Raw genomic sequence first — 18,569 nt, forward strand, 5'->3', positions numbered from 1 at the left:
GTGAGCCGCTCCTCCTTCCGGCCGCGAGCCGCACCGACCGTGCTGCTCGCGGCCGTTCTCGTCCTCCTCCTGCCGTACGGCCGGCTCGCGCCCGACGGGCGGCACGCCGGCGAGCGGCCGCCGGGGGTGCCCTCGGGGTTCTTCACCGGCTCCGACGAGGCCGGGGTGCGCCGGATCGCCCAGGTGCAGGCCTGGCTCGGCGGCGGGGCGCTGACCGTCGGGCACACGTACCTGCCGGGGGACCGCTGGTCCAACATCGAGGGGCATCCGGCGCTCTTCGGGCCGTGGGCGCGCTGGAAGGAGGAGCGGCCCGGGCGGCTCTTCGTGCTCAACGTGCCGCTGCTCGACCGCAGCGAGGCGGGCCTGTCCGACGCCGAGGTGCGCGACGGGCTGCGGCGGGGTGCGCAGGGCGCGTTCGACGGGCACTTCCGGACGCTGGGGGAGCGGCTGGTGGAGCACCGGCTCGGGGACGCGGTCCTGGTCCCGGGCTGGGAGATGAACGGCACCACGTACAGCCACCGCTGCGGCCCGGATCCGGAGGCGTGGAAGGCGTACTGGCGGCGGACGGTGGAGGTGTTGCGGGCGGTGCCGGGGCAGCGGTTCCGCTTCGACTTCACGCCGAGCCGGGGGCGCGACGCCGTGCCGTGGCCGCTCTGCTATCCCGGGGACGACGTCGTCGACGTCATCGGCATGGACGCCTACGACCAGCCCGAGGGCCTCTCCTTCGAGGGCCAGGTGAACGAGGAGTACGGCCTCGCCCACCACGTCCGGTTCGCGGCCGAGCACGGCAAGCCCGTCTCGTACCCGGAGTGGGGCCTCTTCCGCAACGGCGACAACCCGGCGTACGTCCGCGGGATGCTCGACTGGTTCGCCGTCCACCGGCCGGTCTACCAGACGGTGACGGACTACTGCCCGCACGGGGTGTGGGAGTGCCCGGACAACCCGGAGTCGGCGCGGGTGGTGAGGGGCGCGCTCGGCGGGCGGCCGGGGGCCGGCGCGGAGGGCGCCCCCCAGGGGCCCTTCCCGTGGGTCGCCTCAGAGGAGGGTGAAGGTGTGGGCGGCGCCCAGGCCGGAGACCGAGCCCAGGCCCAGGGTGCAGGCGGTGATCTGGAGCGAGGGTGACGTCATGGTCTCCACGAACCCGCGGTCCTTGAGGAAGCCGCTGGTCACGGTGCCGGTGAACGTGTTGGTGAAGACCGCGCCGGCGAGGTTGGAGACGCGCTGGGCGGTGACCGTGCTGCTCTGGCCGTTGCTCCAGTGGATGACCCAGCTCACCGTCGCGGTGGACAGCAACTGGAGGCAGGAGCGGGACGTGGTGTTGGAGCTGTCGTGGGTGCCCCCGGTGACGGCGGCGGCCGCACCGGTGCCGACGCAGGGGCCGTAGGTCTGGTGGATCGTGCGGGTGGTGGTGGCCGGGACGGCGGTGATGGGCGGGTCGTAGGTCGTGGTGGACGTGCCGGTGCAGGTGAGGGTGTCCAGGTCCTGGGGCGCGGCGCCGGCCGGGGTCGCGGGCGCGAGAGCCGACAGCAGGGCGAGGCCGACCGCCGCGCTCCACGTGCCTGCCGTGATCGATCTCCTCATGGGCCGATCCCTTCGTGCGGGTTGCCGGGTGGCTCATGCTCCGCCCGCTCCGGGCGGCTGTCCACGGCGCTGACGGCCCTTCACTCGTGTGAGTGACGGGGCAGGGCCGGGCCGCCCTTGAGGGTGTCGAGGGTGCGGTCCAGGAGGGACACGAGGTCGTCGGTGCGGCCGTGTTCGGCCCAGTGGACGGTGGTCTCGCGCAGGGCGCCGAGGACGGCGGCGGTGAAGACGCGGACCTCCAGGGCGTCGGGGGCGCGGCCGGTGCGGTCGGCGAGGACGCGGGTGAGGCGGCGGCCGGTCTCGGCGGTGGTCTCGGTGAGGCGGGCGCGCACGGCGGGGATCTCCACCATGAGCCGGGCGCGCAGCCGGGTCTCCTCCGGCTCCTCCGCGAGGGCGGTGCGGACCGCTTCGAGGAGGACCGCGCGCAGGGACTCCAGGGGGTCCTCGCCGGCGGGGCGGGCGCGCAGCCGGGCTTCGAGGAGGTCGTCGTCCTCGTCGGTGAGGAGGATGTCCTCGCGGACCGGGAAGTAGCGGACGACGGTCGAGGGGGAGACCTCGGCCGCCGCCGCGATCCGCTCGGTGGTGGCCGCCTCCCAGCCGTGCTCGGCGGCGAGCCGGTAGGTGGCCCTCCGGATCGCCGCGCGGGTCTTCGCCTTCTTGCGTTCGCGGAGGCTGGGGCGGGTGGGGACGTCGGCGGCCATGCCGCCATTCTCCCGGGTCAGGCGTGCTGGTACGCGACCAGCGAGATGCCGACGTAGTGGACGATGAAGGCCGCGAGGGTCAGCGTGTGGAAGACCTCGTGGAAGCCGAACCAACGCGGGGAGGGGTTCGGGCGCTTGATGCCGTAGATGATCCCGCCCGCGCTGTAGAGCAGGCCGCCGACGACGACCAGGACGAGGACGGAGATGCCGCCCGTGCGCAGGAAGTCGGGCAGGAAGAAGACGGCGGCCCAGCCCATCGCGATGTAGCAGGGGGTGTAGAGCCAGCGGGGCGCGCCGACCCAGAAGACGCGGAAGGCGATGCCGGCGAGGGCCGCCGCCCAGACCGCCCACAGGAGCGGCTTCGCCGTGGAGTCGGGGAGCAGGAGCAGGGTGAGCGGGGTGTAGGTGCCCGCGATGATCAGGAAGATGTTGGCGTGGTCGAGGCGCCGGAGCACGGCCTCGCCGCGCGGTCCCCAGGTGCCGCGGTGGTAGAGCGCGCTGATGCCGAAGAGCAGGCACGCGGTCAGGGCGTAGATCCCGCAGGCGACGCGGGCGCGGGGGGAGTCGGAGAGGGCGACCAGGACGAGGCCCGCGACGATCACGGCGGGGAACATGCCCGCGTGCAGCCAGCCTCGGAACAGGGGCTTCAGCGGGAGCGCCGGGGAGGAGTCGACCGGGGTCACTTCCGGAGGAGCTGCAGTCATGGAGGAATCGTACCTACGGGCCCGTAAGTCCCGGGTGTGAGTGGCGATGCTCACATGTGCGGCCCTCTGGACATATGGGCGGATCCATCGGATGATCAAATGAGTGCGGTCGGCACCGGATGAGCAAGCTACGAAGCATCCGGGTCGCGGCCCCCACGGGGCAAACATCTAAAAACCCCTCAAAAGGAGCAATCGTGGCGCGCGACAACGCGGCTCCCACCACCGTCCCCACCCAGCACCAGGAGCTCGTCTCCTGGGTGAACGAGATCGCCGAGATCACCCAGCCGGACAGCATCGTCTGGTGCGACGGCTCCGAGGCCGAGTACGAGCGCCTGTGCGAGGAGCTCGTCGCCAAGGGGACCTTCAAGAAGCTCGACCCGATCCTGCGCCCGAACTCCTACTACGCCGCCTCCGACCCCTCCGACGTCGCGCGCGTCGAGGACCGCACCTTCATCTGCTCCGAGAAGGAGGAGGACGCGGGCCCGACCAACCACTGGAAGGCCCCGGCGGAGATGAAGGCCGTCTTCGCGGGCGAGGACGGCATCTTCCGCGGCTCGATGCGCGGCCGCACCATGTACGTCGTGCCCTTCTGCATGGGCCCCGTCGGCTCCCCGCTCTCCGCCGTCGGCGTCGAGATCACCGACTCCGCGTACGTCGCCGTCTCCATGCGCACCATGACCCGCATGGGGCAGGCCGTCCTCGACGAGCTGGGCGACGACGGCTTCTTCGTCAAGGCCGTCCACACCCTCGGCGCCCCCCTCGCGGAGGGCGAGCAGGACGTGCCGTGGCCCTGCAACTCCACCAAGTACATCTCGCACTTCCCCGAGACCCGCGAGATCTGGTCGTACGGCTCGGGCTACGGCGGCAACGCCCTGCTCGGCAAGAAGTGCTACGCGCTCCGCATCGCCTCCGTCATGGCCCGTGACGAGGGCTGGCTCGCCGAGCACATGCTGATCCTCAAGCTCACCCCGCCCCCCTCCACCTCCGGTCGGGTCGAGTCCAAGTACGTCGCCGCCGCCTTCCCCTCCGCCTGCGGCAAGACCAACCTGGCCATGCTGGAGCCCACGATCTCCGGCTGGACCGTCGAGACCATCGGCGACGACATCGCCTGGATGCGCTTCGGCGAGGACGGGCGGCTCTACGCCATCAACCCCGAGGCCGGCTTCTTCGGCGTCGCGCCCGGCACCGGCGAGCACACCAACGCCAACGCCATGAAGACCCTCTGGGGCAACTCCGTCTTCACCAACGTCGCCCTCACCGACGACGGCGACGTGTGGTGGGAGGGCATGACCGAGGAGGCCCCGGCCCACCTCACGGACTGGAAGGGCAACGACTGGACGCCCGCGTCCGGGACGCCCGCCGCCCACCCCAACGCCCGCTTCACCGTCCCCGCCGGACAGTGCCCGACCATCGCGCCGGAGTGGGAGGACCCGAAGGGCGTGCCGATCTCGGCCATCCTCTTCGGCGGCCGCCGCGCCTCCGCCGTCCCGCTGGTCACCGAGTCCTTCGACTGGAACCACGGCGTCTTCCTCGGGGCCAACGTCGCCTCCGAGAAGACCGCCGCCGCCGAGGGCAAGGTCGGCGAGCTGCGCCGCGACCCCTTCGCCATGCTGCCCTTCTGCGGCTACAACATGGGCGACTACATGGCCCACTGGGTCAAGGTCGGCGCCGGTGCGGACCAGGCGAAGCTGCCGAAGATCTACTACGTGAACTGGTTCCGCAAGAACGACGCCGGAAAGTTCGTCTGGCCCGGCTTCGGCGAGAACAGCCGCGTCCTCAAGTGGATCGTCGAGCGCCTCGACGGCAAGGCGGAGGGCGTCGAGACCCCCATCGGCATCCTGCCGACCGCGGAGTCCCTCGACACCGACGGCCTGGACCTGCCGGCCGAGGACCTGGAGTTCCTCCTCAAGGTCGACCGCGACGTGTGGCGCGAGGAGGCCGCCCTCGTCCCCGACCACCTCAACACCTTCGGCGACCACACGCCGAAGGAGCTGTGGGACGAGTACCGGGCGCTGGTCGAGCGCCTGGGCTGATCCCGCCCCCCGAACTCGTGGTGGGTTGCCCCGAAATTCCGCCCTGACCAGTGGGGTCACGACGGCCCACCACGATCCGCCCGGCCCCCGGAGCCCCCTCAGGCCCCGGGGGCCGGCGCATTCTCCCGGTCAGCCGCGCCCCCGGTCCTCCAGATAGCGGGTGTGCGTCCGCTGCCGGAGCTCCTCCGCCTCCTGGAGCGCGGCCGCGATTCCGGCCGCCTCTCCGCGCAGCGCGTCCAGTTGGCGCTCCAGGTGCCGCTCCGGCGGCTCCGTGCCCGGCGCCACGCGCGACCACCACCGGGTCCGCACGAAGGTGTCGACCGCCTCCGGAACGTCCTGGCGGACCGCGCGGGCCAGCACGTGCAGGTGGTCCGGGTCGCTCACCCAGCCCGGTTCCAGGAGCGCTTCGAGCAGCGCGTCGAGGGCGTCGAGCCGCTCGCGGGCGGCGGCCGGCAGGTCCACCTCCGCCAGGTACGCCCGCAGGGTCGCGAAGTCCGCCCGCAGCGGGTCGAGCCGCTCGCCCCCGTCCTCGAAGTCCGGCGCGTCCGGCCGCTCGGGCGGGGCGATCAGCGCCCCCGCCCCGTACAGCCCCGCGACCACCAGCGGCCAGAGCCCGCCCGCCGCGCCGGTGAGGGCGACGCCCAGGCCGGCCAGGCCGCCGAGGCAGCCCGCCAGGTTCTTGCGGGACTCCGCGTACCGCAGCAGGCGTTCACTGGTAGCCACGGATCTCCTCGAAGGCGCCTTCCAGAGAGCCCTGGGTGGCGTCGAAGAGCTTCCCGCCGGTCAGCTCCGCGATCCCCTCCAGCTCGGCGCGGTCGGAGTCCCCGAAGAGGACCGGGAAGACCGGGGTGCGCCGCTGGTCGTCCGGGAGGGAACGGTGGAAGGCGTCGAAGGCGGCGGCCGTGTCGCCGTCGGTGTTCTCGCCGTCCGTCATCAGGACCACCGAGGTGAAGGCGTCGCCCGGCGACCTCCCGAGGAAGCGGTACGCCTCCTGGAGGCTGGAGTAGATCGCCGTGCCCCCGGAGGCCGAGAGGTCCGCCGCCCCGGCCCTGATCGCGTCGAGCGCCGCCTTCGGGGACGCCGGGTCGACCGTGTGCGTCCGCACCTCCGACCGCTTCACCGAGGAGCCGAACGGCATCAGGGTCACCTCCTCGCGGTCCCGGAAGTCCCCGGTCAGCTCGGTGAGGGCCGCCTTGAGGCGGTCGAGCCGCTCGCCCCGCATGGAGCCCGAGGTGTCGAGCACGTAGACCGTGCGGGAGGGCCTGCGCAGGGCGTTGTCGTACGCGTCGAGCAGCCCGTCCGCGACGGCCCGGCTGCCGGGGAAGGGGAGTTCGCGGCGCTGGTCGCGGGCGAGCGCGGGGGCCGGGGCGACCCCGGCGACGACCGGGCGGCGCAGGGTCGTCTCCGTGATCCGCCGCTGGGCGTCCGGGGTGCGCAGGTACGCGGTGAGCTTCCCGGCCGCCTCCTTCGCCTCCGGGCGGGCCGAGGCGAGCAGGGTGAGCGGGTAGTCGGCGGTGACGACGCCGTCGGCCGGCCGGATCACGGTCAGCTCCCCGGCCGGGAACGAGGAGAGCAGCACCGACTCGTAGTTGACGAGCGCGTCGACGTCGGCGCGGCGGCCGTAGGCGGTGGCCAGCCAGCCGGAGGAGCCCGAGGTCAGCTTCTGCCCGGTGAAGAACTCCTTGAGCTTCGGGGTGGCCCGGCGCACGTCCTCGCCGGTCAGCGCGGACTGGGCCCCCGAGAGGCCGGAGGCGACCGAGACGAGCGCGGAGAACCCGGAGTTGGAGCGCTTCGGGTCCGTCATGCCGTACGTCAGCCTGCCGTCGGCGACGGCCCGGTGCAGTTGCGACCAGGTGACCTCCTCCGGGTCCCAGCCGAGCCGGGCCAGGGCGGCGGGCCGCACCCCGAGCGCCACCGGGGAGGTCATGACCGGGGTCTCGCCGGTGATCCTCCTCGCGGTGTCGGGGCGCAGCCGCAGGTAGTCGTTGGAGGAGAGCCAGACCGCGTCGAAGTCCCTCCCGGCCTCGCCGGACGCGATCCGTCCGACGGCGTCGAGGGTGCCGGCGTAGGTGGGGCGGACGGTGATCCCGGTCGCCTTCCGGGCCTCTTCGAGGACCGGGGCCATGTCGGCCAGTTCGGAGGAGGCGAGGACGCGGAGGGTGCCGGGCTCGAACGCCGCGGCCCCGTCGTCCTTCGCGGGCCGGTCGCCGGGCCCGCAGGAGCCGCCGGTGGCGGTGACGAGCAGGGCGAGGGCGAGGGCGGCGAGCGCGTGTCGCAGGGGGCGGGGGGAGCGGGTCACGAGGAGGCCCCGCCTTCCGGCGCGTTCGCGCGGCGGCTGCGCTCCAGGTGGGCGCTCGCCTCCTGGAGCTCCGCCGTCAGGGCCCCGACCGTCGCCGCCATCGTCTCCGTGGCCCGCGCCTTGTACGCGTCGATGGCGTCGAGCGTCCGGTGGATCTGCTGGAAGGCGGTGCGGAGCGTCTCCGCGCCCACCGCCGGGTCCGCCGCGATCCGCTGGATCTCGCCGGCCTGGGTCGCCAGCATCTCGGCGTTGCCCCGGACCAGGTCCTCGGTGGTGGACCGCAGCGCGTTCACCTGCTCGGTGACCCTGCGCTGGTTCTCCAGGGCGGAGGCGAGCATCACCGCGATCCGCAGCGCCGACAGGGTCGTCGTCGCGGCCCGCTCCACGCCCTTGATCAGCTCGTCGTTGTTCCGGCGGACCACGTCCATCGCCAGGTACCCCTGGGCGCAGACGGCGAGCTGGGTCAGGAGGTCCTGGTGCTTCTGCCGGACCGGGAAGAGCAGGTCGGCGCGGAGCGCGTCCGCCCGGGCCGGGTCGGGGGTGCGGACGATCCGCTCCTCCACGGCCGCGTCGAGGGCCTCGGTGAGCACCGCGTACTCCTGGAGCCCGGTCATGGTCTCCCACAGCCGGGTCCGCTCGGTCTCCAACGCGGCGTTGTCGCGGCGCAGTTCGTCCTGTCCGCCGCGCAGCGCGCCGACGATCCGGTTCAGGGTGGCCCGGGAGGAGGCGTACGCGGCGACGTGGTCGCGCAGCCGGTTGCCGCCCGGGAGCTTCGCCAGGAGCCCCTTGAACCCCTTGGCGGGGGTGTCGCGGGGGTCCAGGTCCTCGACCGTGCGCCTCAGTTCGACGAGGGAGGCGCCGACCCGGGCCTGCGGGTCGCCGCCGGGGGCCCCGCTACCGAGGGAGCGGACCGTGCGGTCCAGCATGCGGTTCGTCTGCTGGGCGGCGGAGCGCATCTCGCCCGCGCCGAGCGCCGTGATCTCGCCGACGCGGCCCGCGAACTCGGGGGAGCGCGGGTCGAGTCCCTCGAGCGAGCCGATGTACTCGGCGGCCCGGCGGGCCGTTTCCGTACGGACCGACTCGTCGAGCGGCACCAGACCGGAGGCCTGTGCGGCGCGGATCGGCGGCACGGGGGCGGGCGGGGTGAGGACGAGCGGGGTGTCGTGCGCGGGCGGTGTGCCGTACTCGGGCGGTGTCAGGGCCATGGTGCGTCTCGGGTCCGTCGCTGGTCTCGGGGCGGGCGTTCTTCTCGGGTCGGTGGCCGGTCCCGGGCCGGGCGTTCTTCTCGGGTCTTCCGGTGGCGTCATGCGGTGTCCCCCTGGTCGCGGGCCCGCAGCGCCATCTCGTGCAGCACCTCGCCGGTGGGCACGGGCGCCTGGCGGACTCCGCTCAGCGTCTGGTTGAGGTAGGCGGTGTGGCCGCCGGTCGCGGCGGTGAACTCGCCCGCCGCGCCCTGCGGCCGGAAGCCGTGGCGGACCGCGAGCCGGCGCAGCTCGGGGTCGGTGGAGAGGAGTTCGCCGAGCGCCCGGCCGTTCTCGGTGAGCGGTACGAGGGTGTGGTCGCTGTTGACCGTGGTGTCCGGGTAGAGGACGACGAGGTCGCCCATCGGCCGCCCGGCCAGGAGCTGCGCGGCGACCTGGGACTCGTACACCAGGACCAGCGGGTTGCCGACGCCGCTGACGAAGTCCCGGAAGGGGGCGTCGGAGCCGGACTGCTGGGCGCCCTGGACCTGGATCAGCTTGCGCAGGAGCGGGGCCGTGCGGGCGACGGCGGCCTTGTCGCCCGCGACCCGTCCGCCGTCGGCCACGTAGCTCGCGGCGGCCAGGTAGAGGGCGCCGGAGCTGGAGGCGACCGGGTCGGTGGAGGTGACGAAGAGGGTGCCGCGCAGTTCGGCGTGGCCCTCGGCCCCCTTCAGTTGCTGCCAGGTGCGGTCGGCGCGGGCCGCCGCCAGGTAGGCCTCCATCCGCAGGGTGCCGCTGGTGCCGCGCGGGCCGAGGGTCGCCAGGCCGTTGGAGGCGAGGACCCGGGCGGCGGTGCTGTGGGCGACGACGACGAGCGGCGAGTAGAAGGGCCGCAGCGGGGCGGTGACCGCCCTGTCCTTCACCCGTCCGGAGGCCTTCGCGCGCAGGCCGTCGGCCGGGGCCTTCGAGGACGGGAAGGCGAAGTCGTAGCCGTCGAGGGGCAGTTCCTCCATGTCCCAGGACCCGGAGGTCTCGGTGCCCACGGTGAAGCCCCGGGCGGCCAGGGCCTTCACCACCTGCGGATCGGCGAAGAACTCGGCCTTCTCCGATCCGATGACTCCCCGCACGGTCTTCGTCGCCGTGCCCGTGTCCTTCTCGCCGCCCGTCACGAGGACGGTGGCCACGCCGCCGAGGAGCAGGACGGCGAGGACGATTCCCAGGATGCGTCTCACGCGGGAAGCGTGCTCGCGGAAGCCCACGTTCCGGGGCGGGTCGGGTGGACGGGGGGTGAAGGAGCGATCCCGGTACCGAACCGGAGGGGCCGGTACCGCGGCCCTTTCGGGCGGAGGGGTGGTTGGCGCCCGGTCCGCGCGGTTCGTGCCGCGCGGACCGGGGCCGTCAGGGGGCGGCCGTGACCAGGGAGGGTGCCCCGGCCAGCGCCGCGGTGTGCGCGTCCATCCGCTCGGCGGCGAGGATGGCGGCGGCCGTGTCGGCCCGGGAGGCGGCGACGACCAGGGCGCGGCCCGCGAGGGCGTGCGCCTTTCCGTGCAGCTCCCGCGCGGACGCGCCGCCGAGGGCCGCGTGCCGTGCGGGCGGCGCGCCGCGCAGCCGCGCCACCTGCCGGGCGATGAGCTCGCCGGCCTCCGTGTCGCCCAGCTCGTCGGTGACGGCGAGCAGGGCCGCGAGGTGTCCGGCGAGCTGGATGTCCAGCTCCTCCTCGCGGGAGCGGTGCGGGTACGCGTCGTGGGCGTCGTCGGCCATCCGGTGGACCGACTTGGTGCGGATCGGTTCGTACATGGGACGGCCTCCTGAGTGCTCTGGAGCCATCCTAGCTTAGATCGTGTCTAAAGTTGAGTCGGGTCTCGCGTGTGGGGGCTACGGCTGGCTGTAGCCGTCCAGGAACCGCCCGATCCGCGTCACCGCGTCCGCCAGGTCCGCCGCCGCCGGCAGCGTGACGATCCGGAAGTGGTCCGGCTCGTGCCAGTTGAAGCCCGTCCCGTGCACCACCATGATCTTCTCGGCCCGCAGCAGGTCCAGGACCATCTGCCGGTCGTCCTTGATCTTGTAGACGTTCGGGTCGAGCCGCGGGAAGAGGTACAGCGCCCCCTTCGGCTTCACGCACGTCACGCCCGGGATCCGCGTGAGCAGCTCGTACGCCGTGTCCCGCTGCTCCAGGAGCCGCCCGCCCGGCAGCACCAGGTCCTCGATCGACTGCCGGCCCTGGAGGGCGGCGGCCACCGCGTGCTGCGCCGGCATGTTCGCGCACAGGCGCATGTTGGCGAGGATCGTGAGGCCCTCGATGTACGAGGAGGCGTGGTGCTTCGGGCCGCAGACCGCGAGCCAGCCGGAGCGGAAGCCGGCCACCCGGTAGTTCTTGCTCATCCCGTTGAAGGTGAGGCAGAGCAGGTCGGGGGCGATGGCGGCGGTCGGGGTGTGCGTGGTGCCGTCGTAGAGGATCTTGTCGTAGATCTCGTCCGAACAGACGACCAGACCGTGCCGGCGGGCGATCTCCGTCAGGGAGCGGAGCATCTCGTCGTCGTAGACGGCGCCCGTCGGGTTGTTCGGGTTGATGATCACGATCGCCTTGGTGCGGTCGGTGATCTTCCGTTCGATGTCCGCGAGGTCTGGCATCCAGTCGGCCTGCTCGTCGCAGCGGTAGTGCACGGCCGTACCGCCCGCGAGCGACACCGAGGCCGTCCACAGCGGGTAGTCCGGGGCCGGGACGAGGACCTCGTCGCCGTCGTCGAGGAGCGCCTGCATCGCCATCTGGATCAGCTCGGAGACGCCGTTGCCGAGGTAGATGTCCTCGACGGAGAGCGGGATGCCCTTGGTCTCGTAGTGGCTCATCACCGCCCGGCGGGCCGAGAGCAGGCCCTTCGCGTCGCCGTAGCCGTGCGCGTCGGAGAGGTTGCGCAGCACGTCTTCCAGGATGGCGGGCGGGCACTCGAAGCCGAAGGCGGCCGGGTTGCCCGTGTTGAGCTTGAGGATGCGATGACCCGCGGCTTCGAGCCGCATCGCCTCTTCGAGCACCGGACCCCGGATTTCGTAACAGACGTTGGCGAGCTTCGTGGACTGGATCACCTGCATGACGAGAGCTTACGGCGGGGGCGGCCGGGACGCTTCGTGTTCTGGGCCACGTCGGGGAGGGCGGAGGCCCGGGGCCGGGGTCGGTGGTCCGCGGCGGGGCCGGATAGGTTGGCACGCCATGTGGGTCTTCAGTGCCTCCGGATGCCGGTGGCTGGGTGCGGGCGGATCGCTCGCCGTCGCCGTGGGCGGATGGTTCGCCGGGACGCTGCCGGTGCGCGGCGGCGGGGGGCTGTGGGAGCGGCACGGCCCGGCGCCCACGGCCGCCGGGACCGTCCTCGCGTACCTCGGCCTGACCCTGCTCGTCGCCGCGTGGGGGCGGTACGGGGTGCTGCTGGCCCGGGGCGCCGGGGCCGCGCGGGCCGGGGTCCTCGCCACCCTCGTCTGCTGGACCGTGCCGCTGCTCCTCGCCCCGCCGCTGCACAGCGCCGACGTCTACAGCTACGTCGCCCAGGGCGCGATGGTCCTCGAAGGGCACGACGTGTACGGCGCCGGGCCCTCCGTCCTCGGCCCCGGCGACCTCGGCGCCGAGGCGGCGGCGAGCGTCGGCGGGCACTGGACCGACACCCCCGCCCCGTACGGCCCCGCCTTCCTGCTCCTCGCGGCGGCCGTCGTGAAGCTCACCGGCGGCGCGGTCGTGCCCGCCGTCCTCGGCATGCGCCTGATCGCCCTCGGGGCCCTCGCGCTCACCGCGTGGGCGGTACGGGGGCTCGGCGGCGGGCCCGGCGGCCGGGCGGGCGCGCTGTGGCTGGCCGTCCTCAACCCGCTCTTCCTGGTCCACGTCGTCGGCGGCACGCACAACGACGGTCTGATGATCGGCCTCGTCCTCGCCGGCGTCCTGCTCGCGACGCGGGGCCGGTGGGTGCTCGGCTGCGTCCTCGTCGGCTGCGCCGTGATGGTGAAGTCCCCGGCGGCGGTCGCCCTGCTCTTCATCGGGATCGTCGTCGCCCGCCGGGCCGGGGGCGGCGCCCGGGCCCTGGTGAAGGGCCTCGTGCTGCCCGGGGCCGTCGCGGGGGCCGTGGCGGCGGGCGCGACGGTGCTCGCAGGGACCGGGTTCGGATGGCTGCGCACGCAGAGCGTCGCCGGGACCATCCACACCGCCCTGTCCGTCACCAGCGACCTCGGGCTCGGGCTCGGACTGCTCCTCGCGGACGACCCCGACCCGGTCAAGGACCTCGTGCAGAAGCTGGGCCTCGCCGCCGCGCTCGTCCTCATCGCGGTCCTCGCGTGGCGCGCGTGGCGGGGGCTCCTCGACCCGGTCCTCGGCCTCGGCCTCTCCCTGGTGGCCCTCGTCGCGCTCTCGCCGATGGTCCAGCCCTGGTACCTGCTGTGGGGGACGGCCGTCGTCGCGTCGGTGGCCTGGTACGGCCGGGCCGGGCAGGTCCTCGCGGTCCTCTCGGCGGCGCTCGCGTACGAGACGGCGCCCTCGGGGCGTACGCCCTGGTACGGGTTCGTGCTGGCGGGCGCCGTGGCCGCGCTCGGCCTGCTGTGGGCGCGGCGGGACCCGTGGCTGGCCGGCGCCGCGGAGGACGCCGACCCGGTGGGCGCGCCTACCGGGGGACGGGCGTCCGCCTGATCGCGCGCCCCGCCAGCACGTCCGTCCGGCCGCCGTCCTCGATCACGAACCTCCCCCCGACCAGGACGTGCGGGATGCCCGTCGGCAGGGTCCTCGGATGCGCGTACGTCGCGCCCGGGGCGACCGTCGCCGGGTCGAAGAGGACCAGGTCGGCCACGTACCCCTCCCGGACCAGGCCCCGGTCCGGGAGGCGGAGGCGGGCGGCCGGGCGGGACGTCAGGTGGGCGACGCACTCCTCCAGGGACAGGACGCCGAGCTCGCGCGCGTACCGCCCCAGGTACTCGGGGAACGTGCCGTACGCGCGCGGGTGCGGCTTGAGGCCCTGGAGGATGCCGTCCGAGCCGCCGGTGTGCGCCCGGTGGCGCATGATCGTCCGGACGTTCTCCTCGTGGCCCACGTGCTGGAGGATCGTCGTGCCGAGCCGGTCCTCCAGGAGGATCCGGCGGGCCGTGGCCCAGTCGTCGACGCGGCGGCCGACGAACCCCGCGAGTCCGGGCGCGTTCACCCCCGAGACCTCGATCGTGTCCCAGTCGACGGGGACGCCGTGGCAGCCGTCCGAGCCGACCTCCTCCAGGTGGTGCCTGATCCGCTCGGCCGTCGCGTCGTCCCGGAGCCGCGCGAGCACCGCCTCCGGGCCGCCCTCGCTCGCCCAGCTCGGCAGCACGGCCACCAGGGTCGTGCAGCCGGGGGTGTACGGATACGTGTCGAGGCTGATGTCCGCGCCCGCGTCCAGGGCCGCGTCGAGCAGGGCGAGCAGTTCGGGGGCCCGGCCCTCGTTCACGCCGAAGTTCATGGTGGCGTGGGCCAGGTGCAGGGCGCACCCGGCCTCGCGGGCCAGGGCGACCATCTCCGCGTACGCGTCGAGGGCCCCGGCCCCGTACGAGCGGTGGTGCGGGCAGTAGTAGCCGCCGTACTCCGCGACGACCCGGCACAGCTCGGTCAGCTCGGCGTCCGACGCGTACATGCCGGGGGTGTAGGTCAGGCCGGAGGACATGCCGACCGCGCCCTGCTCCAGGCCCTCGGCGACGAGCCGCCGCATCCGGTCCAGCTCGTCCTCCGTCGCCGGGCGGTCCTCCCAGCCGACCACCTGCGCCCGGACCGTCCCCTGGGGGACGAGGTAGGCGGCGTTGACGGCGATGCCCCGGCCGCCGTGCGCGCCGTCGAGCCGGTCCAGGTACTCGCCGACCGTGCGCCAGTCCAGGTCCAGGTCGGAGCCGTCGCCGTTCCAGCCGGTGATCGCCCGCCGCACCTCCGCGCGCGTGCGGTCGTCGACCGGGGCGTACGACAGGCCGTCCTGGCCCAGGACCTCCAGGGTCACGCCCTGCGCGGCCTTCGCGGAGTGGTCGGGGTCGCGGAGCAGCGCGAGGTCGCTGTGGGCGTGCATGTCGACGAAGCCGGGGGAGAGGACGAGCCCCTCGGCGTCCAGGATCCGGCGCCCGGTGGGCCGCTGGCAGCCCGCGGCGGCGGCCTCCCGGACGATCGTGGTGATCCGGCCGTCCCCGACGCCGACGTCGGCCCGGTAGGAGGGGCCGCCGCTGCCGTCGACGACCTCGGCGTCGCGGATGACGAGTTCCATCACTGTCCCGGCTCCCCGGTGCCTAGAAGAACGTGCGGACGTGGTCGACCACCGTGCCGTCGGCCTCGACGAGCGGGATGAGCTGCCACTTGTCGAACGCCGTGCACGGGTGGGAGAGGCCCATCCCCACCCAGTCCCCGACCTCCAGGTCCGCCCCCGGCTCCGTGCGCAGCCAGGCGTGCTGGTCGGAGAGGCCCGTCACGGTGATGCCCCCGGCGGGGCGGACCTCGCCCGTGCGGGCGTCGCGGACCACCTGCGCCTCCGGGAGGTCCAGGTCGTGGGCGGCGTCCCGCTTGCCCGCGTTGGTGAAGGCCTGCTCGCCGGTGGGCCGGGAGACGACCTGCGACCAGAGCCGGAACGCGGGCTGGAGCGCGCCCTCCCCGGGGACCCGGTTGAAGGGGGTGACCTCCCGGTAGCGGCCGTCGTCGTGCGAGACGTACGCGCCGGAGCGCAGCAGCTTCAGGACCGGGAGGGAGAGCGCGGGGAGCTGCGCGAAGACCTCGGCGACCGCGTCGAACCAGGCGCTGCCGCCCGCGCTCACCACGATCTCGCCGATGCCGGGGCCGAAGCGGCCCTCCGCGTCGAAGGCGGCGGCGAGGCCGGTGAGCCGCAGCAGCCAGTCCCGGACCCGCTCGGGGTCCGCCTCCGGCACCTCGCCCTCGTACCCGGCGACGCCGACGAGCCGCAGGGTGGCGGTGGCGGCGACCGCGTCCGCGACGGCGGCGCACTCCGCCTCCGTACGGACGCCGGTACGGGCCCCCTCGCCCGCGCCCAGCTCGACGACGACGTCCACCGGCCGGCCGGCCCCGGCGGCGCGCAGGGCCTCGTCCATCAGCTCGACGCCGCGCACGGAGTCGACGTAGCAGACCAGGCGGAAGTCCGGGTCGGCGTCGAGCTCGGCGGCGAACCAGCGCAGGGCGACGGGGTCGACCAGCTCGTTGGCGAGGAAGATCCGGGCGATGCCGTGGGCGCGGTAGACGCGGGCCTGGTGGGGCACGGCCGCGGTGATGCCCCAGGCGCCGTGCGCCAACTGCCGCTCGAAGAGCCGGGGGGCCATGGAGGTCTTGCCGTGCGGGGCGAAGGCGAGGCCGTGGCGCTCGGCGTACGTCTCCAGGAGGCGCAGGTTGTGCTCGACGGACTCGGCGGAGAGGGCGAGGACGGGGGTGGTGTAGCCGCCGGTGAAGAGGTTGCGGCGCTGGGCGGAGAGCTCGCCGACGGTCAGGCCCTCGGCGTCCGGGGGGAGGGCCTTGAAGCGGTGGTCGACGCGTTCGGCGGAGAGGTCGGGGATCGCGCGCCCCTTCTGTACGTCCTCCTGCGCGGGCGTCTCGTTCGCCGGGCCTGCCATGGGCTCCTCCTCGCGGTGTTGCATTGACTGCAACGCTCATTGCGCACCTTGCTCACGGCTGTCTAACATCCGGGCCAAGGCCGGGTCAATGGACCCGTGGGAGTCGCAGGGAGCACGAGAGTGAGCGGACACGCGATCCCGGACGTCGTCCGCGCTGTGGATCCCGTGGACCCCGTGGACGTCGTCTGCCTCGGCGAGTCCATGGTCACCTTCCTGCCCTCCCGGCCGGGCCGCCTCGCGGACGTCCCCTCCTTCACGCGGGCGATCGGCGGCGCCGAGACCAACGTCGCCTGCGCCCTTGCCGCCGCCGGGCACCGCGCCAAGTGGGTCGGCCGCGTCGGCCGCGACGGCTTCGGCGACCACCTGCTCGACGTCGTCGGCGGCCACGGCGTCGACGTCACGGCCGTCGGCCGCGACCCGCACCGGCCGACCGGGATCTACTTCCGCACGGACGAGGACCGGGCCACCGACGCGCACGAGGTCGTCTACTACCGGGCCGGGTCGGCCGCCTCGGCGATGTCGCCCGCCACCGTCCCGTACGAGAGCGTCGCCGGCGCCCGGATCCTGCACCTCACCGGCATCACCGCCGCCCTCTCCCGGGACTGCCTGGCCCTGCTGCGGGAGCTCACCGCCCCGCGTCCCGGCCGGCCGCTCGTCTCCTTCGACGTCAACCACCGGCCGGCCCTGTGGCGCGACGGCGACGCCCCCGGCGTGCTCCTCGGCCTCGCCCGCCGCGCCGACGTCGTCTTCGTCGGCGCGGACGAGGCGGAGCGGCTGTGGGGCCTGAAGGACCCCCGCGAGGTCTTCGACGCCCTGCCCGAACCGGGGACCGTCGTGGTCAAGCTGGGCGGGACGGGGGCGGTCGCCGTCGACGGGGAGACCCGTGGAGGCGCCGGCGTCCTCGTCCCCGCCCCCCGCGTCGACGTCGTCTCGCCGATCGGCGCCGGGGACGCCTTCGCCGCCGGCTTCCTCTCCGCGACCCTCCGCGGCCTCGACCTCCGGAGCCGGCTCCGCCACGGGCACCTGACGGCCGCCACCGCCCTCACCGTCCCCGGCGACCTGGCCGCCCCGCCCCGCCGCGACCTGGCCGACCGCCTGGCCGCGCTCGACGACGCGGCCTGGGGGACACTTCACCTCGGCCCCGACTGGACGGCGGCCGACGAGGAGGACCCCGGGCGGACGGGCGGGGGTCCGCAGGGCCCCGGCCGCGCGGGGGACGACCAGGAGGTACGCACGCCATGAGCCAGACCGTCGACCGGGCGCTCAGCATCCTGCCGCTGCTCGCGCGGGGCCCCGCCGACCTCGGACAGGTCGCCGAGAGCCTCGGCGTCCACAAGTCCACGGCCCTGCGGCTGCTGCGCACGCTCCACGAGCACGGCCTCGTCCACCGCCAGCAGGACCAGCGCTACCGCCTGGGCGCCCGGCTCTTCGCGCTCGCGCAGGAGGCCGTCGAGAACCTCGACGTCCGGGAGATCGCCCACCCCTACCTCACCGCGCTCAACGAGCGGACCGGGCACACGGTCCACCTCGCGGTGTACGAGGAGGGCGAGGTGCTCTACATCGACAAGGTCGAGAGCCGCTACCCGGTCCGCATGTACTCGCGCATCGGCAGGCCCGTCGCGATCACCGTCGCCGCCGTCGCCAAGCTGCTCCTGGCCGACCTGCCCGAGGCCGAGCGGCGCGCGATCGCCGCGAAGCTCGACTACCCCCCGTACACGCCCCGTTCGACGCCGAACGCCGCCGCCTTCCTCAAGGAGCTGGCGACCGTGCGCGAGCAGGGGTGGGCCACCGACCTCGGCGGCCACGAGGAGTCCATCAACTGCGTCGGCGCGCCCGTCCGCGGCGCCGACGGGCGGGTCGTCGCCGCCATGTCGGTCTCGGCGCCCAACGTGGTCGTCACGGCCGAGGAACTCCTCGCCCTCCTCCCGCAGGTGCGCCGCACCGCGGACGCCATCAGCCGGGAGTACTCCGGCACCGCCCCGACCAAGGACACCGCATGAGCGACCAGCCGACCGCGCAGACGTTCCCGCAGCCCGTCGAGAAGACCGCCCTGACCCCGGCGACCCACACCGCCCCGCCCGCGAAGTTCTCGCACGGCGTGAGGAAGGGCAACGTCCTCCAGGTCGCCGGCCAGGTCGGCTTCCTGCCCGCCGTCGAGGGACAGGCGCCGACCGTCGCGGGCCCGACCCTGCGCGAGCAGACCCTCCAGACCTTCGCCAACGTCAAGGCGATCCTGGAGGAGGGCGGCGCGACCTGGGACGACGTCATGATGATGCGCGTCTACCTGACGGACGTGGACCACTTCGCCGAGATGAACGAGATCTACAACCGGTACTTCGAGGAGCAGAACCTCAAGGCCCCCGCCTCCGCCCGCACCACCGTCTACGTCGGCCTCCCGGCCGGCCTCCTCATCGAGATCGACGCGCTGGCGGTCCTGGGCTGAGGAAACGCCCCGGACACGGCGGAGCGGGCCGCACCTGGGAAGGTGC

General features: G+C 74.0%; 17 protein-coding genes. 6 read left to right on the plus strand and 11 right to left on the minus strand.

Annotated features, from left to right (window positions below):
- Entirely contained in the window at positions 1-1,122 is a 1,122-nt protein-coding gene (locus tag ACFYNX_RS17745) for a glycoside hydrolase family 26 protein (protein WP_388662328.1), read from the plus strand.
- On the opposite strand, the gene ACFYNX_RS17750 is transcribed toward ACFYNX_RS17745, so the two are convergent.
- From ACFYNX_RS17750 to ACFYNX_RS17760, 3 genes are all read right to left on the minus strand, one after another.
- On the minus strand, positions 1,036-1,581 hold the full coding sequence (locus tag ACFYNX_RS17750) for a hypothetical protein (protein WP_388662330.1): 546 nt from the start codon (positions 1,579-1,581) through the stop codon (positions 1,036-1,038). The two genes, ACFYNX_RS17745 and ACFYNX_RS17750, sit on opposite strands and share 87 nt — an antisense overlap.
- 80 nt (positions 1,582-1,661) lie before the next feature.
- Positions 1,662-2,282 (minus strand): TetR family transcriptional regulator, encoded by a 621-nt coding sequence (locus ACFYNX_RS17755; RefSeq protein ID WP_365545864.1) that lies wholly within the window; start codon positions 2,280-2,282, stop codon positions 1,662-1,664.
- A gap of 17 nt (positions 2,283-2,299) precedes the next feature.
- The gene (locus ACFYNX_RS17760; RefSeq protein ID WP_388662332.1) at positions 2,300-2,986 is read right to left on the minus strand and encodes a hemolysin III family protein; all 687 of its coding nucleotides are present in this window, start codon (positions 2,984-2,986) and stop codon (positions 2,300-2,302) included.
- Positions 2,987-3,180: 194 nt separating this feature from the next.
- On the opposite strand from ACFYNX_RS17760, the gene ACFYNX_RS17765 reads away from it, so the two are divergent.
- A complete protein-coding gene (locus ACFYNX_RS17765; RefSeq protein WP_388662334.1) occupies positions 3,181-5,019 on the plus strand; it encodes a phosphoenolpyruvate carboxykinase (GTP) in 1,839 nt (612 codons plus the stop codon).
- Between the two features lie 129 nt (positions 5,020-5,148).
- On the opposite strand, the gene ACFYNX_RS17770 is transcribed toward ACFYNX_RS17765, so the two are convergent.
- The 6 genes from ACFYNX_RS17770 to ACFYNX_RS17795 form a co-directional block, all read right to left on the minus strand.
- On the minus strand, positions 5,149-5,742 hold the full coding sequence (locus tag ACFYNX_RS17770; protein ID WP_388662336.1) for a hypothetical protein: 594 nt from the start codon (positions 5,740-5,742) through the stop codon (positions 5,149-5,151).
- Positions 5,729-7,318, minus strand: coding sequence for a substrate-binding domain-containing protein (locus tag ACFYNX_RS17775; RefSeq protein WP_388662338.1), 1,590 nt, complete (start codon positions 7,316-7,318; stop codon positions 5,729-5,731). The genes ACFYNX_RS17770 and ACFYNX_RS17775 overlap by 14 nt, the downstream gene beginning before the upstream one ends.
- The gene (locus ACFYNX_RS17780) at positions 7,315-8,523 is read right to left on the minus strand and encodes a toxic anion resistance protein (protein ID WP_388662340.1); all 1,209 of its coding nucleotides are present in this window, start codon (positions 8,521-8,523) and stop codon (positions 7,315-7,317) included. The genes ACFYNX_RS17775 and ACFYNX_RS17780 overlap by 4 nt, the downstream gene beginning before the upstream one ends.
- A gap of 98 nt (positions 8,524-8,621) precedes the next feature.
- Complete coding sequence (locus ACFYNX_RS17785) at positions 8,622-9,758, minus strand: hypothetical protein (protein ID WP_388662341.1); 1,137 nt, start codon at positions 9,756-9,758, stop codon at positions 8,622-8,624.
- A gap of 139 nt (positions 9,759-9,897) precedes the next feature.
- The gene (locus ACFYNX_RS17790; protein ID WP_388662343.1) at positions 9,898-10,296 is read right to left on the minus strand and encodes a hypothetical protein; all 399 of its coding nucleotides are present in this window, start codon (positions 10,294-10,296) and stop codon (positions 9,898-9,900) included.
- Between the two features lie 78 nt (positions 10,297-10,374).
- On the minus strand, positions 10,375-11,586 hold the full coding sequence (locus ACFYNX_RS17795) for a pyridoxal phosphate-dependent aminotransferase (protein ID WP_388662344.1): 1,212 nt from the start codon (positions 11,584-11,586) through the stop codon (positions 10,375-10,377).
- A 118-nt stretch (positions 11,587-11,704) separates the two neighbouring features.
- Here ACFYNX_RS17795 and mptB point away from each other — a divergent pair, with 118 nt between their 5' ends.
- Entirely contained in the window at positions 11,705-13,159 is a 1,455-nt protein-coding gene (gene mptB, locus ACFYNX_RS17800; RefSeq protein WP_388662346.1) for a polyprenol phosphomannose-dependent alpha 1,6 mannosyltransferase MptB, read from the plus strand.
- On the opposite strand, the gene ACFYNX_RS17805 is transcribed toward mptB, so the two are convergent.
- The gene (locus ACFYNX_RS17805) at positions 13,134-14,735 is read right to left on the minus strand and encodes an amidohydrolase family protein (RefSeq protein WP_388662348.1); all 1,602 of its coding nucleotides are present in this window, start codon (positions 14,733-14,735) and stop codon (positions 13,134-13,136) included. The genes mptB and ACFYNX_RS17805 overlap by 26 nt on opposite strands.
- 22 nt (positions 14,736-14,757) lie before the next feature.
- Positions 14,758-16,104, minus strand: a complete 1,347-nt coding sequence (locus tag ACFYNX_RS17810) for an alanine racemase (RefSeq protein WP_388662579.1) — start codon at positions 16,102-16,104, stop codon at positions 14,758-14,760.
- A gap of 177 nt (positions 16,105-16,281) precedes the next feature.
- Here ACFYNX_RS17810 and ACFYNX_RS17815 point away from each other — a divergent pair, with 177 nt between their 5' ends.
- From ACFYNX_RS17815 to ACFYNX_RS17825, 3 genes are read left to right on the plus strand one after another with little or no spacing between them, the layout of a single operon-like run.
- A complete protein-coding gene (locus tag ACFYNX_RS17815) occupies positions 16,282-17,322 on the plus strand; it encodes a sugar kinase (RefSeq protein WP_388662581.1) in 1,041 nt (346 codons plus the stop codon).
- Complete coding sequence (locus ACFYNX_RS17820) at positions 17,319-18,080, plus strand: IclR family transcriptional regulator (protein ID WP_388662350.1); 762 nt, start codon at positions 17,319-17,321, stop codon at positions 18,078-18,080. The genes ACFYNX_RS17815 and ACFYNX_RS17820 overlap by 4 nt, the downstream gene beginning before the upstream one ends.
- The gene (locus ACFYNX_RS17825; protein ID WP_365545894.1) at positions 18,077-18,523 is read left to right on the plus strand and encodes a RidA family protein; all 447 of its coding nucleotides are present in this window, start codon (positions 18,077-18,079) and stop codon (positions 18,521-18,523) included. Before ACFYNX_RS17820 ends, ACFYNX_RS17825 begins: the two co-directional genes overlap by 4 nt.
- Positions 18,524-18,569: the final 46 nt, after the last annotated feature.

It is taken from the genome of Streptomyces sp. NPDC007872 (genome assembly GCF_042868165.1).
Taxonomy (GTDB): Bacteria; Actinomycetota; Actinomycetes; order Streptomycetales; family Streptomycetaceae; genus Streptomyces.